We start from the raw sequence: 14,103 nt of genomic DNA, 5'->3' as shown, positions 1-14,103 counted from the left end.
CAGAAGTTATCCACAGCCTTCGTCCGCGCTGTTCCGTCAACGGGGGTGGACGGCATACAGTGAGGCGCAGAGGATCGGGGCCTCGTCGGGGGACCCAGGTTCAGGATCGATCAGGACGATGAGGTTCGCGGGTGCCGGGTGGGCGCTCGCGACCTCGACAGGGGAGTAGGGGAGAGATGTCTGCGACAGCGCTGCAGTTGCTCGAGGACGACGTCCGCGAACTCATCCGCCGACGCCGCCTCGACCCCTCCCGCGACGACGTCGCGGTGCGCGACCTCATCGGTGAGGTGCTCGACGACTACGACGATCGTTCGCTCGTCGGTGGGCTCGTGCCCCTCGCAGACCGCAAGGAGACCCACCGGGCGCTGCTGGAGTCGGTCGCCGGGTTCGGCCCCCTGCAGCCCTACCTCGACGACCCGTCGGTCGAGGAGATCTGGATCAACGAGCCCAGCAAGGTCTTCGTGGCACGCCACGGGCGATCAGAGCTCACGCCGACCCTGCTCACCGAGCAACAGGTCCATGACCTGGTGGAGCGGATGCTGCGCAGTTCGGGGCGACGCGTGGACCTCAGCAGCCCGTTCGTGGACGCCAGCCTGCCCGACGGCAGTCGGCTCCATGTCGCGATCCCGGACATCACACGGCGGCACTGGGCGGTCAACATCCGCAAGTTCGTCGTCGCCGCCGACGAGCTCGCCGACCTGGTGCGTCTCGGCTCCCTGACCGAGCAGGCCGCGAGGTTCCTCGAGGCCGCGGTGGTCTCGGGGCTCAACGTCCTGGTCGCGGGAGGCACCCAGGCGGGCAAGACCACCTTGCTCAACTGCCTCGCGGCGGCGATCCCCGCCAGCGAGAGGGTCGTCACCTGTGAGGAGGTCTTCGAGCTCAAGGTCAACCTGCGCGACGTCGCGTCCATGCAGTGTCGGCAGCCGAGCCTGGAGGGCACCGGTGAGATCCCACTGCGGCGCCTCGTCAAGGAGGCCCTGCGGATGCGGCCGGGCCGCATCATCGTCGGCGAGGTGCGTCAGGAGGAGAGCCTCGACCTGCTCATCGCCCTCAACAGCGGGCTGCCCGGGATGTGCACCATCCACGCCAACTCCGCGCGTGAGGCCGTGACCAAGATGTGCACCTTGCCCCTGCTCGCGGGGTCCAACGTCAGTAGCAGTTTCGTCGTGCCCACGGTCGCGAGCTCGGTGGACATCGTGGTCCACCTGGCCCTGGAGGCGCAGGGCGCGCGACAGGTGCGGGAGATCGTCGCGATCCCCGGCCGCACCGAGGGTGAGATCGTCGAGATCGCCGACCTCTTCGTGCGATCCGGACCAGACCTCGTCCGCGCCGACGGGTTCCCGCCGCACGTCGAGCGCTTCACCCGCGCCGGTTTCGACCTTGGACGTCTGCTCGGGAGGCCGTCGTGATGCAGGGGGCCGGGTGGGGGCTCGTGCTGGGACTCGGCCTGGCCGGCATCTGGTGGTCGTTCTGGCCCCGCGCCACGCGGGTGGGGCCACGTCGGGGAGCCCGACGGCTCGAGCGTTTGCAGGACCAGATCGTGCTCGCCGGGGTTCGGGGGCTGGGCGCGCGAACCCTGCTGTTCCTGTCGGTCACGGCCGGACTGATCGTCCTGCTGCTGCTGTATGCCGTCACCCGGGTGTGGACCGTGAGTCTGTGCTTCGGCGTCATGGCGTCGTGGCTCCCGCTGGCCGTGGTCGCCTCCCGTGCCCGTCGGCGTCGCAGCAAGTTGCGCGGCGTCTGGCCGGATGCGGTCGACCACGTCCAGTCGGCGGTGCGGGCGGGCCTGGCCCTGCCCGAGGCGCTGGTGCAGCTCGCGGACCGGGGTCCGGAGGAGCTGCGCCCGGCCTTCGAGGAGTTCGCGCACGACTACCGCGCCACCGGTCGCTTCTCGGAGAGCCTGGACCGCCTCAAGGAGCGGATGGCCGATCCCGTCGCCGACCGGCTCATCGAGGCGCTGCGCATCGCCCGTGACGTGGGCGGCACTGACCTGGGCCGCGTGCTGAGGACCCTGTCGTCCTTCCTCCGCGACGACGCCAGGGCTCGCGCCGAGCTCGAGGCCCGCCAGTCCTGGACGGTCAACGCGGCCCGGCTGGCCATGGCGGCCCCGTGGGCGGTCCTGCTCCTGCTGGCGACCCGAGGGAGCACGTTGCAGGCCTACGGCACCCCGGCCGGAGCGCTGGTGCTCGCGATCGGCGCCGGCCTGACCCTCGTCGCCTACCGCGTCATGGTCGCCATCGGTCGGCTGCCGGAAGAGAGCAGGGTGCTGCGGTGACCGGTGCGTGGTGGGGAGCGGTGCTCGGCCTGATGCTGGCGCTCGGAGGCGTCCTGACCTGGGCGGGTCTGCCGGTGTCGCGTCGCGTCAAGCTGGCTGACCGCGTCGAGCCCTATCTCGACCGGCCCGCCCGTCGCTCCAGCCTGCTCGCCCTCGACGATCCGCGTCCGTGGAGCGCCGGCGAGCTGCTGACCCCCGTCGCCGCCCGCGCGGCCCGCCTCCTGGACCGCCTGCTCGGCGGCGCCGAGTCCGTGCGCGCCCGGCTGCACCGCGCGGGGATGGCCGGAGACGTCGAGGCCTTCCGTGTCCAGCAGGTGGTCTGGGGCGTGCTGTGCTCAGCCCTCGCGGTGCTGCTGGGGATGGTGCTGTGGTTCACCCGCGGCACGAGCCCAGGAGTCGTGCTGCTCCTCGTCGGCTGTGCCTTCCTCGCGGGGGTGATGATCCGCGACAGCCTCCTGAGTAGGGCGGCAGGACGCCGCGAGCGGCAGATCATGGCCGAGTTCCCTGCCGTGGCCGAGCTGCTCGCCCTGTCGGTCACGGCGGGGGAGGGCACGGCCCAGGCGCTGGAACGCGTGGCCCGGTTGTCGCGCGGCGAGCTCGCCGCCGAGCTCGATCTGTGTCTGGCGCAGGCCCGCACCGGTGCCAGCCTGCCCGAGGCTCTGCACGGACTGAGCCGCCGCACCGGCATCGGACCCATCATCCGGTTCGTCGACGGCCTCGTCGTCGCGCTGCAGCGGGGCACACCCCTGGGCGAGGTGCTGCGCGCGCAAGCGGCGGACGCACGTGAGGCCGCGCGCCAAGAACTCATCGAGGAGGGCGGCAAACGGGAGATCAGCATGATGGTCCCCGTCGTCTTCCTCATCCTGCCCGTGACGGTGCTGTTCGCCGTCTTTCCCGGCGCGACCATGCTGCGCCTGGCGATGTGAAGATCCACTCACGAAGGAGAGTCCCATGACCCGACGATTTCTCACTGCCCCGGCAGTCCTGGCCGACCAGGTGCGGCGGTGGAGCCGCGAGCCCGAGCGCGGCGACGTGCCCGGCTGGGTGCTCATCACGATCATGACGGCCGGCCTGGTCGCCGCGCTGTGGATCGTGGCCGAGCCCCTGCTGACCAACCTGTTCACCAACGCCGTCAGCACGGTGACCGGTCCCTGACATGGCCGGCGGCTCACCTGAGCGGGGAGCGGCCGCCGCCGAGTTCGCGATGCTCGCCGGCCTGGTGAGCATCCTCATGCTGGCTGTCATGCAGCTCGCCTTCGGGCTGCACCTGCACAACACGGCGACAGCCCACGTCGTCGAGGGCGCGCGAGCCGGTGCACGGGCCGACGCCACCCCAGAGGACGGCGCTCGACGAGCCCAGGAGCTCATCTCCCGCAGCCTCTCGGGCGGTGGCGGGCTCAGCGTGTCCTCCCGGCGTACCGTCGTCGACGGTGTGGCAGTCGTCGAGGTCACCGCCACCATGCCGCTGCCCATCGTCGGACCGCTCGGGCCGGGGGAGTCGATGACGGTCGTCGGTCACGCCTACGCGGAGGACCAATGACCTCACGCGCGGACCGGGGGTCGATGACCGTGGAGGTGGCCTTCCTGCTCGTGCTCCTCGTCGTCCCGATGTTCTACCTCGTCGGCACCGTGGGCCGAGTACAGGCTGGCGCGTATGCCGTGACCGCCGCGGCCCGGGAGGCGGGCAGGGCGTTCGTCACGGCGGAGGAGGTCGAGGCGGCCTCCGCCCGCGCCCAGGTCGCCGCCGGTCTCGTCTACGGTGCCCATGGGTTCGAGGCCGGAGCAGGCACGGTGCAGGTGACCTGCGCGGACGGCGCGTGCCTCGGCCCCGGCACGACGGTGCGGGTGGACTCCGAGGTGTCGGTGGAGCTGCCTCTCGTGCCCGACTTCATGCGCGATCACCTGCCCACCTCGGTGATCCTCACCTCGACCCACCTGGAAACGGTGGACGAGTTCCGCGGAGGCCGCCGGTGAGCCCTTCGGACCGGGAGGCCGGGCAGATCAGCATCCTGCTGATCGGCATGGTCGCCCTCACGCTGACGATCATCATGGCGGTCGTGGGGGTCACCTCCGTGCAGCTGAGCCGCATCCAGCTGCTCGATGCCGCCGACGCCGCGTCCCTGGACGCCAGCGACGCCCTCGCGCAGGAGCAGGTCTACGACGCGGGCGTGGGCTCGGGACCACCGGTGAGCAACGACACGGTGGTCGAGGCGGCCGCGGCCCACCTCGACCGTCGCCCGATGCCGCCCAGGGTCCGGTCCTGGGTCGTCGGGTCTGGCACCGGCACCCCTGACGGCCGCACCGCTGTCGTCACCGTGACCGGGCAGGCGGAGGTGCCCGTGCTGAGCCCGGTGCTGGGCGCCTTCGGTGGAGGGGTGAGCATCACCGTCACCTCGACCGCCCGCTCCGAGATCGATCTCTAGGTGTCCGTCCTCGAGGAGGCGCGCGGCGGCATACCTGTCGGGCAGCCGCCACCCACGCCTGACACGATGGGTCGATGCGCGACATCCCTGCTGAGACCTTCGAGGCCGTCCTCTTCGACAACGACGGCACCCTGGCCGACTCCCGTGGCCCGGTCGAGCGGTCCTGGCGGGCCTGGGCACGCGAGCACGACGTGGAGTTCGAGAGCTTCGGCAACTTCCACGGGGTGACCAGCCGCGGCATCGTCCAGCGGGTCGCGCCGCACCTGGACGCCGACGCCGCCACCTCCCGCATCGACCGGCTGGAGCTGGAGGACCTCGACGGCATCGTCGCGCTCCCCGGCGCGGTCGACGCGCTGGCGGCGACCGGCGCCCGGGCCGCCATCGTCACCTCCGCCGGGCGCGAGCTCGCCAGGCTCCGGCTGGACGCCGCCGGTCTGGCGCTGCCCGCCGTGGTCGTCACCGCCGACGACATCACCTCCGGCAAGCCCGACCCGGAGCCCTACCTCACCGGCGCCTCCCGCCTCGACGCCGACCCTGCGCGCTGCCTCGTCGTCGAGGACGCCGTCGCCGGGCTGCAGGCGGGACGGGCCGCAGGCGCGGCCACCCTCGCCGTGCTCACCACGAGCACCCGCGAGGAGGTGGAGCTCTACGCCGACCTCGTCGTCACCTCGCTCGCGGACGTGGAGTTCTCGCTGACCGACGAGGGCGTCCGCGTCAGCCTGCGCACCCGCCGAGTCGCGTCCCGCAGCCGGGGTGCTGCGCGAGTGACGTGCAGAGAGGCCGGGGGAGGATGATCGTGGCGAGGGTGAGGGGGGCCGGCGGCCCGCCCTGTGACCTGCGAGGAGTCGGTCGAGCCTGACAACAGGGGGCAACCTACGTTACCGTAACCTACGCGCCCGAAACCTACGTTTGCGTAGGTTGACCCTGACCAGAGAGGTGCCCCCTCGTATGGCCGCACTCGCCACCGAGCCGATCGACCTGCCCACCACGACCGACCGCCCCCGCCCCACGATCATCCAGGGCGGTATGGGGGTGGCCGTCTCCGGCTGGCGCCTCGCCCGCGAGGTCGCCCGCGCCGGACATCTCGGCGTCGTGTCGGGCACGGCCATGGACGCGGTCATCAGCCGCGTGCTCCAGGACGGCGACCCGGGCGGCCACTACCGCCGGGCCCTCAAGGCGTTCCCGAGCCAGGCGATGGCCGAGCGGGTGCTCGACAAGCACTTCATCGAGGGCGGCCGTGACCCCGGCACCCCCTACAAGCCGATCCCCAAGCTGACGCTGGAGACCGCCCGCGCTGGCCAGGAGCTCGGGGTCGTCGGCAACTTCGCCGAGGTCTGGCTGGCCAAGGAGGGCCTGGCCGAGCACGGCGGTGAGGGTGCCGTCGGCATCAATTGCCTCGAGAAGATCCAGATGGCCAACCCGACCGCCATCCTCGGCGCGATGCTCGCCGGGGTCGACTACGTCCTCATGGGTGCCGGCATCCCGCGCGAGATCCCGGCCCTGCTGCGCTCGCTCACCGCGGGTGAGCCCGGCAGCATCTCGGCCGATGTCGCTGGCGGCTCGCTGCGGCGACGCATCACCGTCGACCCGGCCGACCTGCTCGGCGACGACCTGCCCGCCCTGGTCAAGCCCGACTTCCTCGCGATCATCTCGGTCGACCAGCTGGCCAACTACCTCCACCGCGACCCTGAGATCCGCCCCGACGGCTTCGTCGTGGAGCGGCCGCCGGCCGGCGGCCACTCCGCTCCGCCGCGCGGCAAGATGCAGCTCGACGACGCGGGCGAGCCGATCTACGGCGACCGCGACGAGGCCAACCTGGCCAAGATGGCCGAGATCGGCCTGCCGTTCTGGATGGCCGGCGCCTACTCCACCCCCGACAAGGTCGCCGAGGCGCTCGCCGCCGGCGCCGTCGGGGTGCAGGTCGGCACGCTCTTCGCGCTCAGCCACGAGTCCGGCCTCGCCGACGGCCCGCGCGCCCAGCTCGTCTCCCAGCTGCGCAGCGGCGAGCTGAGCGTCCGCAACGACCCGCGCGCCAGCCCGACCGGCTTCCCCTTCAAGGTCGCCACCCTGGAGGGCACTGCCAGCCAGGTCGAGGTCTACGAGGCCCGCCCGCGGCTGTGCGACCTGTCCTACCTGCGCCAGCCCTACGAGCGTGAGGACGGCGAGATCGGCTACCGCTGCGCCTCCGAGCCGGTCCACATGTATCTCAAGAAGGGCGGCGACGAGGCCGACACCGTCGGTCGCAAGTGCCTGTGCAACGGGCTCATGGCCAACATCGGCCTGGGCCAGGAGCGCAAGGACGGGTATGCCGAGGACACCCTCGTCACCCTGGGCCAGGACCTCGCGGGTGCCACCGAGCTCATCGGTCGCCACCCGGAGGGCTGGAGCGCGCTCGAGGCGCTGGGCTACCTCACCGAGGCGGTCCCGGCGCAGGTCGGTCTGCGGCACACCGCCTGACGTCACGCGCCCCGGGCCGATATGCGGTCGCCAGGTGTCCGCAGGTCGCCCTAGGGTGGCTCGACATGAGCGAGCCCACCATCGACGACGTCGGACGACCCGAGCCACCCCTGGCGAAGGGGGAGGCGGCCACCCTCGTCGGGTTCCTCGACTTCCAGCGGGCCACCCTGGAGTGGAAGACCCGCGACCTGGACGCCGACGGGCTGCGGCGACGGCTGCCCGGACACCCCAGCACCATGACGCTGGCCGGGCTGCTCAAGCACCTCGCCTGGGTCGAGGACTACTGGTTCACCGAGGTTCTCAGCCGCGCACCCATGCCGGAGCCCTGGGACGGCGTCGACTGGAAGGCCGACGAGAACTGGGAGTGGTCGAGTGCGACGACCGAGCACCCCGAGGCGGTGCGGGCGGTCTGGGCTGCCTCGGTCGACCGGTCACGTGCCGCGCTCGCCTCGGCCGGGATCGACTCGCTCGGCACGACGCACCCGGCCTGGGGTGGGCGGGGTGAGGTCTCCGTGCGATGGATCCTCACCCACATGGTCGAGGAGTATGCCCGGCACAACGGTCACGCCGACCTGTTGCGCGAGTTGGTCGACGGGCAGACGGGGGAGTAGTCGGCGTCGCGAGCGTCTCGGTCGCGGCGGTCCACCCTGAGGCGAGGTGCCTTCAGTCCTCCAGCAGTCCGTCGATGGTCAGATCCTGGGCGGCGAGCGCGAGCGACGCGACGTCGTCGACGGACGCTACGTGGGGGATGCTCGGGGGGAGGGGGGACACGGGCGTCCAGTCCTCGTCGCCGGTGCGGTCGATCTCCGGAGGGCCAGCAGTGGGGATGAAGAGACTCGTGGCCTGTGACGAGTCGCGTCGGGGGACCCACAGGGGAGGACGGAGCTGAACCGAGTCGCCCCATCGGGTCTCCTCGATCCAGGACAGTCGGGCCTTCTGCGCGGTTGTCTCACGTCGCGAGGGTCGATCGGGCCGGGGACCGCGAGCAGGTCCAGGTCGGCCGAGGCCATCGTGTGCCAGGTGCGCTCGTCGTGCTCGCCCGCGGGGTAGTGGTGCTCCTGCCGGGACACCACCCCGTAGGCCGGGAAGAGGTCCCACTCCATGACGCGGGCTCCGCCGTCGTGGTGGACGCTGATCTTGTGCGCGTAGAGCTCGTCTGCGTGGTGCGCTGAAGGGCGCAACGAGTGCTCCTGCACCAGGACGCCGGCTCGCCACCAGGAGACGGTGCCGGCATCGGGCCCGATGGCGTAGACCACGGTGGTGCGCTCGCCGTCGGTGACCTCGATGTGGACCGTCTCCGGCGAGGACATGAGAGCGACGGCGTCGTCCTGGGACATCTGCGGACCCTCGAAGCCCCGAGTCTTGTGCCACCAGTTCTATCCGTAGCGCGTCTGCATAGGCTCATCCTGCTCTGTTCGTGTGGCGTAGGCTGGTGGATCGTGGCAGTCGACTTCGAGACCGAGATCAAGCAGCTCCGCACGACCATGGCGTCGGTGCGGGAGGTCACCGACCTCGACCGGCTGAGCGCGCAGATCACCGAGCTGGAGACCCAGGCCAGCACCCCGGACCTCTGGGACGACGTCGACAACGCCCAGAAGGTCACCTCCGCGCTCTCCCGCGCCAAGGCCGAGCACGACAAGGTCGTCGGGATGGATGCGCGGATCGACGACCTGGAGGCCCTCGTCGAGCTCGGTCGGGAGGAGAACGACGCCGACACCCTCGTGGAGGCCGAGCGTGAGCTGGCCGGCCTCAAGAAGGCGGTGCAGCTGCTTGAGGTCCGCACGCTGCTCAACGGGGATTACGACATCCGGGAGGCGGTCGTCACGATCCGCTCCGGGGCCGGTGGCGTGGACGCCGCCGACTTCGCCGAGATGCTCATGCGGATGTATCTCCGCTGGGCCGAGCGGCACGACTACCCGACCTCCGTGCTCGACACGTCCTACGCCGAGGAGGCGGGGCTGAAGTCGGCGACCTTCGAGGTCAAGGTGCCGTATGCCTTCGGCACCCTCGCGGTCGAGGCAGGCACGCACCGCCTGGTCCGCATCAGCCCCTTCGACAACCAGGGTCGTCGCCAGACCAGCTTCGCCGCGGTCGAGGTCGTGCCGCTCATCGAGAGCACCGACACCATCGAGATCCCCGAGGGCGACCTCAAGATCGACGTCTTCCGCTCCAGCGGGCCGGGCGGTCAGTCGGTCAACACCACCGACTCCGCCGTCCGCATGACCCACCTGCCGACCGGCACCGTCGTCTCGATGCAGAACGAGAAGAGCCAGATCCAGAACCGCGCCGCCGCGCTCCGGGTGCTGCAGTCCCGCCTCCTGCTGCTCAAGAAGGCCGAGGAGGACGCCGCCCGCAAGGAGATGGCCGGCGACGTCAAGGCCTCGTGGGGTGACCAGATGCGTTCCTACGTGCTCCACCCCTACCAGATGGTCAAGGACCTGCGGACCGGCCACGAGGTGGGCTCGACCGCCGCGGTGCTCGACGGCGACATCGACGACTTCATCGACGCCGGGATCCGCTGGAAGCGCTCCGCCGACCGCGCGGAGGACTGAGCCCTCGACCGCAGCGCCCTCCGCACGCGCAACGGGCGGCATACCTCATCGATCGAGGTATGCCGCCCGCTCACGTCAGGGGCGGTGTGGGGGTCAGCCCTTGCCGCCCTTGCCCTTGCCACGGTTGCCGGTGTCCAGGCCGACCAGGACCGGGTCGTGGTCGGAGCTGGCGAACTGGTCGTCGCTGTGGAAGTCGGTCACGTTGTAGTTGCGCCGGCTGTACTGGAACGCGATCGACTCATCGGCGTTGATGTCCCACACGCCGGCGCCGGTGACCAGGCGCTGGGCCTGCTCATTGGCGAAGACGTGGTCGAGCGAGCCGAGGCGGCCGCTGAACTGGTAGGTCATCGAGTCCGGCTCGTAGGCACGGGCCAGGTTGGTGTAGCCCTCGTCCTCGATGATCCGGACCGGGTCCTCACGGCTGTAGGCATTGAAGTCGCCCATGAGGAAGACCGCGTCGTCGGCGAACATCTCCTCGGTCCAGCTCGTCAGCGCCTGCGCCTGCGCGATGCGCGAGGGGTTGGCGTTGCCCTGACCGGTGCCGTCGTCCTCACCCGAGCCCTTGGACTTGAAGTGGTTGGCGACCGCCACGAACGGCTTGCCCGAGCCCTTCGCCTTGAACTTCTGCGCCAGCGGGTAGCGCGCGTTGGCGAAAGCGTCGTCGAGCTGGATCAGCGAGGGGCCGAGCAGCTGCACCGCGCTCGGGTCGTAGATGAACGCGGTGCGGATGACGTCCTCGCTCGGCGGGGTGACCACCGGAGACGGGGCGTAGGCCCACCGCTCCTCGCCGGCGTCGGCGTTGAGCGCCTCGACCAGGTCGGCGAGCGCGGCGTCGCGCGGACGGTCCTTGTAGGTCAGCGCTGCGGCGTTCTCGATCTCCATGAGAGCCAGGACCTCGGCGTCGGTGCCGTTGATCGCGGTCACGAGCTTGGCCTGCTGGTCGGCGAACGCCTGCTCCGACCACGCACCGCGGACCTCGCAGAAGTCGGTCGCGACCGGGTCGCCGAAACGGTCGGCGTAGAAGTCGCAGCCGGGCTCGTCCATGCCGAGGTCGGAGAAGTAGTTGAGCACGTTGAACGCGCCGATCTGGACGTTGCCCCCGACCTCGGGCGCCTCGGCCTCACGGTCGTTCTCGCTGATGATCGGGTCGACCGCGCTCTGCGCGCCGACGACCTGACCGACCGGCTGGTAGTTCCACTGGAAGCGGTAGTCCAGGATCACCGGCGAGTCGAAGCCCACCTGCGATCCCGTGCGGTGCGGCTCCTGCGCCGAGAGGTAGGGCAGCGGGGAGTCCTGCGCGGTCGCGTTGCGCAGGTAGTCCCAGCTCGAGCCGTCGTCCAGGGTGATGTACTTCGCCTGGTTGGCCGCCTCGTAGGCCTCGGCCTCGGCGCCGGGCAGGACCTGGTCGGTCGCCTGGTAGAGCGGCTCCTCGCCGATCGCCAGGCCGAGCTGGCCGTACTGGTTGAGCTGGTAGTTGTTGGTGATGGTGTAGGTGCCCTCTGGCTGGACCAGCATCCCCTCGTAGACCTCCTTCTCCGCCTCGCTCACCGGCAGCGTCGCCAAGGGCGTCGGAGCGACCGCCTCGCAACCGTCGATGGGGTCGACGAAGCCTCCCGAGAGTTCGGTCAGGCCGTTGTACTCCACCACCTCGGTGCCGTCGACCGTGACGCAGTCGCCGATCTGCAGGTTGTCGGCGGCCCAGGAGCTGTAGAGGAAGATGCCGTCGGACGCGTCACCGGGCACCTTGGGCGTGCCGCCGGTACCGGAGGTCTGGAGGTAGACGCCGGCGAAGCCACCGGTGGGATAGGTCGCGGTGACGACACCGGTCGTGATGACCTCCCGGCCCTCCAGCGGGGAGGTGGCCCCGGTGCCCTGGATCTGCGCGATGCTCGCCTCGGTCGGCTCCTCCGGCTCCGGGTCGGGATCGGGGTCGGTCCCGCCGCCACCGGGGGTGGGCGTCGGCTCGCCGCGGGTGAAGTCGGCGGCGTTGTCGTCGGTGTCGACCGCGTCGGTGCGGGTCGCCGAGGTGGTGTTGGACAGGCCGGGCGCGGCGGCGCTGCCCTCGAAGCGGGAGGCGGTGCCGTAGCCGACGAGGTCCACGACCGCACCGTCGAGGGTGAGCTCGACGATGCCGTTGGACCCGGCCATCGAGGCCGCGCACTCGGCGTCAGGGTCCGGCAGCGGGGTGGTGCCCCCGGCGCCGGCGGCCTGCTGGATGAGGAAGGTGCTGCCGGGCGCCACGGTCCCGGACAGCGAGCACCGGTTGCCCAGGGTGCCGCCGGCGGAGGAGTAGGCGACGGCATACCCGTCGAGGCTGATCGGGGCGTCCGTCGAGTTCAGCAGCTCGACGAAGTCGTGGGTGAGCTCGGCTCCGCTGTTGCCGCCGCCGCCGTAGACCTCGTTGAGGACGAGGCCGGGGCCGGCGGCCTGGCTGGCCGGAGCGATCGCGACGAGGCCGGAGACGGCCACCGCGGCCGTCGAGACGGCGGCCAGGGCGCGTCTGGGGAGGTTCTGCATGTGGTTGCACTCCAAGGGGCAAGGGACAGATGGGTATGCCGCGGGGAACGGCTCTGCCGACCGTAGCCCGAGACACCGACACTCGCCCTCCCGACCCGCTCGGTCAGGGCAGTTGTCACCAGGTGTTCGCCCGGTGGCTGTGCGTTCGCCGCGACCCGGCGTGGGAGCCCTTGACCCCACCCTCACATCCGCTACCGTGTGTCGCGGCCGAAACTCCCCACACACCTGCCACATCCGTCCCACATACCTCTGGAGTCCCGTCCGGATGATCACCATGGATCGCGTCAGCCTGCGCTACGCCAAGGCCGATCCTTGGGCGCTGCAGGACGTCGACCTCGACGTGACGCGGGGGGAGTTCTGCTTCGTCGTGGGGGAGTCGGGCTCGGGCAAGTCCTCGCTGCTGCGCATGGTCATCCTCGAGCAGCGACCGACGAGCGGTCGGGTCCTCGTGGCCGGGCACGACCTCGGCCAGCTGGCCCCCCGCCGGGTCCACCTCATGCGCCGGCAGATCGGCACCGTCTTCCAGGACTTCCGGCTGCTCAGCGGCAAGACCGTGCACCAGAACGTCGCCTACGTGCTCCAGGTGCTGGGGGCCGGGCGGCACGAGATCAAGCAGCGCGTCCCCGAGACCCTCGACCTCGTGGGGCTGCAGGGCAAGGGCAAGCGGCTTCCGCACGAGCTCTCCGGCGGGGAGCAGCAGCGGGTCGCGATCGCCCGCGCGATGGTCAACAAGCCGCCGATCCTGCTCGCCGACGAGCCCACCGGCAACCTCGACCCCGACACCAGCGAGGAGATCGTGGCGATCCTCGACCGGATCAACCGGGCCGGGACCACGGTCGTCATGGCGACCCACGACACGACGATCGTCGACCAGTTCCGCAAGCGGGTCGTGCAGCTGCGCGACGGGCAGGTCGTGCGCGACCAGGCCGAGGGCGGCTACCGCGAGGTCCACCGGTGAGGCCCGGCTTCCTGCTCGGCGAGGTCGGCAACGGCCTGCGGCGCAACTTCTCGATGTTCGTCTCCGTCGTGCTGGTGACGATGGTCTCGCTCTTCTTCCTCGGGGTCGGGCTCCTCGCGCAGGCGCAGGTCAACACGGCCAAGGGCGAGTGGTATGACCGGGTGCAGGTGTCGATCTTCCTCTGCACCCCCGACTCGACCGACGCGCCCGGCTGCGCCGCCGGCGCTGTCACTCCCGAGCAGCGCGACCAGATCGAGAGCGACCTCGACGGTCTGCAGCCGCTGGTCACCGAATACTTCTACGAGTCCAACGAGCAGGCCTACGAGCGGTTCACCGAGCAGTTCCGTAACTCCTCGGCACTGGAGTCGGTCCCGCAGGAGTCGATCCCGGCCTCCTTCCGCGTCAACCTCTCCGACCCCGCGAAGTACGACGTCATCCGCGCCGCCTTCGAGCAGGCACCCGGCGTCGACAGCGTGGAGGACCAGCGTGAGGTCGTCGACAAGCTCTTCGCCTTCCTCGGCGCCCTCAGCTGGGGCGCGCTCGCCCTCGCGGTCGCCATGGTGGTCTGCGCCATCCTGCTCATCTCCACGACGATCCGGCTCACCGCGTGGACGCGGCGCAGGGAGACCGCGATCCAGCGCATGGTGGGCGCCTCGGCCTTCTCCATCCGTCTGCCGTTCATCCTCGAGACCGTGGTGGCTGCCCTGCTCGGCGCGGCCCTCGCCGTCGCCCTGCTCTGGGCCACGGTGCGCTTCGGGATCAGCGGCTTCCTGTCCGAGCTGCTCGCGGGGGAGAGCGGCCTGGTGAGCCTGGTCGGCGAGCGCGACCTGTGGCTCATCACCCCGTTCCTCGTCGGCGGAGCAGTCCTGCTCGCCGTCGTGACCGCCTGGACCGCGCTGCGGCGCCACGTCAGGGTCTGAG

The 14,103-nt window shown here is 70.9% G+C and carries 14 protein-coding genes; 13 read left to right on the top strand and 1 reads right to left on the bottom strand.

The genetic code is table 11. The annotated features are described in order from the left end of the window. Positions 1–176 precede the first annotated feature (176 nt). From FA582_RS10320 to prfB, 11 genes are all read left to right on the top strand, one after another. Positions 177–1,409: a TadA family conjugal transfer-associated ATPase gene (locus FA582_RS10320; RefSeq protein WP_010147785.1), complete on the top strand. Its 1,233-nt coding sequence runs from the start codon at positions 177–179 to the stop codon at positions 1,407–1,409. Then, complete coding sequence (locus FA582_RS10315) at positions 1,409–2,275, top strand: type II secretion system F family protein (protein ID WP_010147784.1); 867 nt, start codon at positions 1,409–1,411, stop codon at positions 2,273–2,275. Before FA582_RS10320 ends, FA582_RS10315 begins: the two co-directional genes overlap by 1 nt. After that, a complete protein-coding gene (locus FA582_RS10310) occupies positions 2,272–3,201 on the top strand; it encodes a type II secretion system F family protein (RefSeq protein WP_010147783.1) in 930 nt (309 codons plus the stop codon). Before FA582_RS10315 ends, FA582_RS10310 begins: the two co-directional genes overlap by 4 nt. A 25-nt stretch (positions 3,202–3,226) precedes the next feature. After that, entirely contained in the window at positions 3,227–3,430 is a 204-nt protein-coding gene (locus FA582_RS10305; RefSeq protein WP_010147782.1) for a hypothetical protein, read from the top strand. A gap of 1 nt (position 3,431) precedes the next feature. Then, positions 3,432–3,815 (top strand): TadE/TadG family type IV pilus assembly protein, encoded by a 384-nt coding sequence (locus tag FA582_RS10300; RefSeq protein ID WP_010147781.1) that lies wholly within the window; start codon positions 3,432–3,434, stop codon positions 3,813–3,815. Further along, entirely contained in the window at positions 3,812–4,249 is a 438-nt protein-coding gene (locus FA582_RS10295) for a hypothetical protein (protein WP_010147779.1), read from the top strand. Before FA582_RS10300 ends, FA582_RS10295 begins: the two co-directional genes overlap by 4 nt. Beyond that, a complete protein-coding gene (locus FA582_RS10290; RefSeq protein WP_010147778.1) occupies positions 4,246–4,698 on the top strand; it encodes a pilus assembly protein TadG-related protein in 453 nt (150 codons plus the stop codon). Before FA582_RS10295 ends, FA582_RS10290 begins: the two co-directional genes overlap by 4 nt. A gap of 74 nt (positions 4,699–4,772) precedes the next feature. Continuing rightward, positions 4,773–5,492 (top strand): HAD-IA family hydrolase, encoded by a 720-nt coding sequence (locus tag FA582_RS10285; RefSeq protein ID WP_010147777.1) that lies wholly within the window; start codon positions 4,773–4,775, stop codon positions 5,490–5,492. A gap of 154 nt (positions 5,493–5,646) precedes the next feature. Continuing rightward, complete coding sequence (locus FA582_RS10280) at positions 5,647–7,155, top strand: beta/alpha barrel domain-containing protein (protein WP_010147776.1); 1,509 nt, start codon at positions 5,647–5,649, stop codon at positions 7,153–7,155. Between the two features lie 65 nt (positions 7,156–7,220). Beyond that, the gene (locus FA582_RS10275; protein WP_010147775.1) at positions 7,221–7,766 is read left to right on the top strand and encodes a DinB family protein; all 546 of its coding nucleotides are present in this window, start codon (positions 7,221–7,223) and stop codon (positions 7,764–7,766) included. 828 nt (positions 7,767–8,594) lie between these two features. Beyond that, positions 8,595–9,707, top strand: a complete 1,113-nt coding sequence (gene prfB, locus FA582_RS10270) for a peptide chain release factor 2 (protein WP_010147773.1) — start codon at positions 8,595–8,597, stop codon at positions 9,705–9,707. Between the two features lie 93 nt (positions 9,708–9,800). On the opposite strand, the gene FA582_RS10265 is transcribed toward prfB, so the two are convergent. Continuing rightward, a complete protein-coding gene (locus tag FA582_RS10265) occupies positions 9,801–12,224 on the bottom strand; it encodes an ExeM/NucH family extracellular endonuclease (protein WP_010147772.1) in 2,424 nt (807 codons plus the stop codon). A gap of 274 nt (positions 12,225–12,498) precedes the next feature. On the opposite strand from FA582_RS10265, the gene ftsE reads away from it, so the two are divergent. Continuing rightward, positions 12,499–13,182, top strand: coding sequence for a cell division ATP-binding protein FtsE (gene ftsE, locus FA582_RS10260; protein ID WP_237707516.1), 684 nt, complete (start codon positions 12,499–12,501; stop codon positions 13,180–13,182). Next, positions 13,179–14,102: a permease-like cell division protein FtsX gene (gene ftsX, locus FA582_RS10255; RefSeq protein WP_010147770.1), complete on the top strand. Its 924-nt coding sequence runs from the start codon at positions 13,179–13,181 to the stop codon at positions 14,100–14,102. Before ftsE ends, ftsX begins: the two co-directional genes overlap by 4 nt. Position 14,103 lies beyond the last annotated feature (1 nt).

This window comes from Serinicoccus profundi (assembly GCF_008001015.1).
Lineage (GTDB): Bacteria > Actinomycetota > Actinomycetes > Actinomycetales > Dermatophilaceae > Ornithinicoccus > Ornithinicoccus profundi.
The sequence above is the reverse complement of the archived record's forward strand: the minus strand, read 5'-3'. Positions and strand labels throughout refer to the sequence as shown.

Excerpts from the sequence above, each read along its gene's own strand:
- FA582_RS10320 (WP_010147785.1), top strand. The coding sequence starts at position 177 with ATGTCTGCGACAGCGCTGCAGTTGCTCGAGGACGACGTCCGCGAACTC.
- FA582_RS10315 (WP_010147784.1), top strand. The coding sequence starts at position 1,409 with ATGCAGGGGGCCGGGTGGGGGCTCGTGCTGGGACTCGGCCTGGCCGGC.
- FA582_RS10305 (WP_010147782.1), top strand. The coding sequence starts at position 3,227 with ATGACCCGACGATTTCTCACTGCCCCGGCAGTCCTGGCCGACCAGGTG.
- FA582_RS10300 (WP_010147781.1), top strand. The coding sequence starts at position 3,432 with ATGGCCGGCGGCTCACCTGAGCGGGGAGCGGCCGCCGCCGAGTTCGCG.
- FA582_RS10295 (WP_010147779.1), top strand. The coding sequence starts at position 3,812 with ATGACCTCACGCGCGGACCGGGGGTCGATGACCGTGGAGGTGGCCTTC.
- FA582_RS10285 (WP_010147777.1), top strand. The coding sequence starts at position 4,773 with ATGCGCGACATCCCTGCTGAGACCTTCGAGGCCGTCCTCTTCGACAAC.
- FA582_RS10280 (WP_010147776.1), top strand. The coding sequence starts at position 5,647 with ATGGCCGCACTCGCCACCGAGCCGATCGACCTGCCCACCACGACCGAC.
- FA582_RS10275 (WP_010147775.1), top strand. The coding sequence starts at position 7,221 with ATGAGCGAGCCCACCATCGACGACGTCGGACGACCCGAGCCACCCCTG.
- FA582_RS10265 (WP_010147772.1), bottom strand. The coding sequence starts at position 12,224 with ATGCAGAACCTCCCCAGACGCGCCCTGGCCGCCGTCTCGACGGCCGCG.
- ftsE (WP_237707516.1), top strand. The coding sequence starts at position 12,499 with ATGGATCGCGTCAGCCTGCGCTACGCCAAGGCCGATCCTTGGGCGCTG.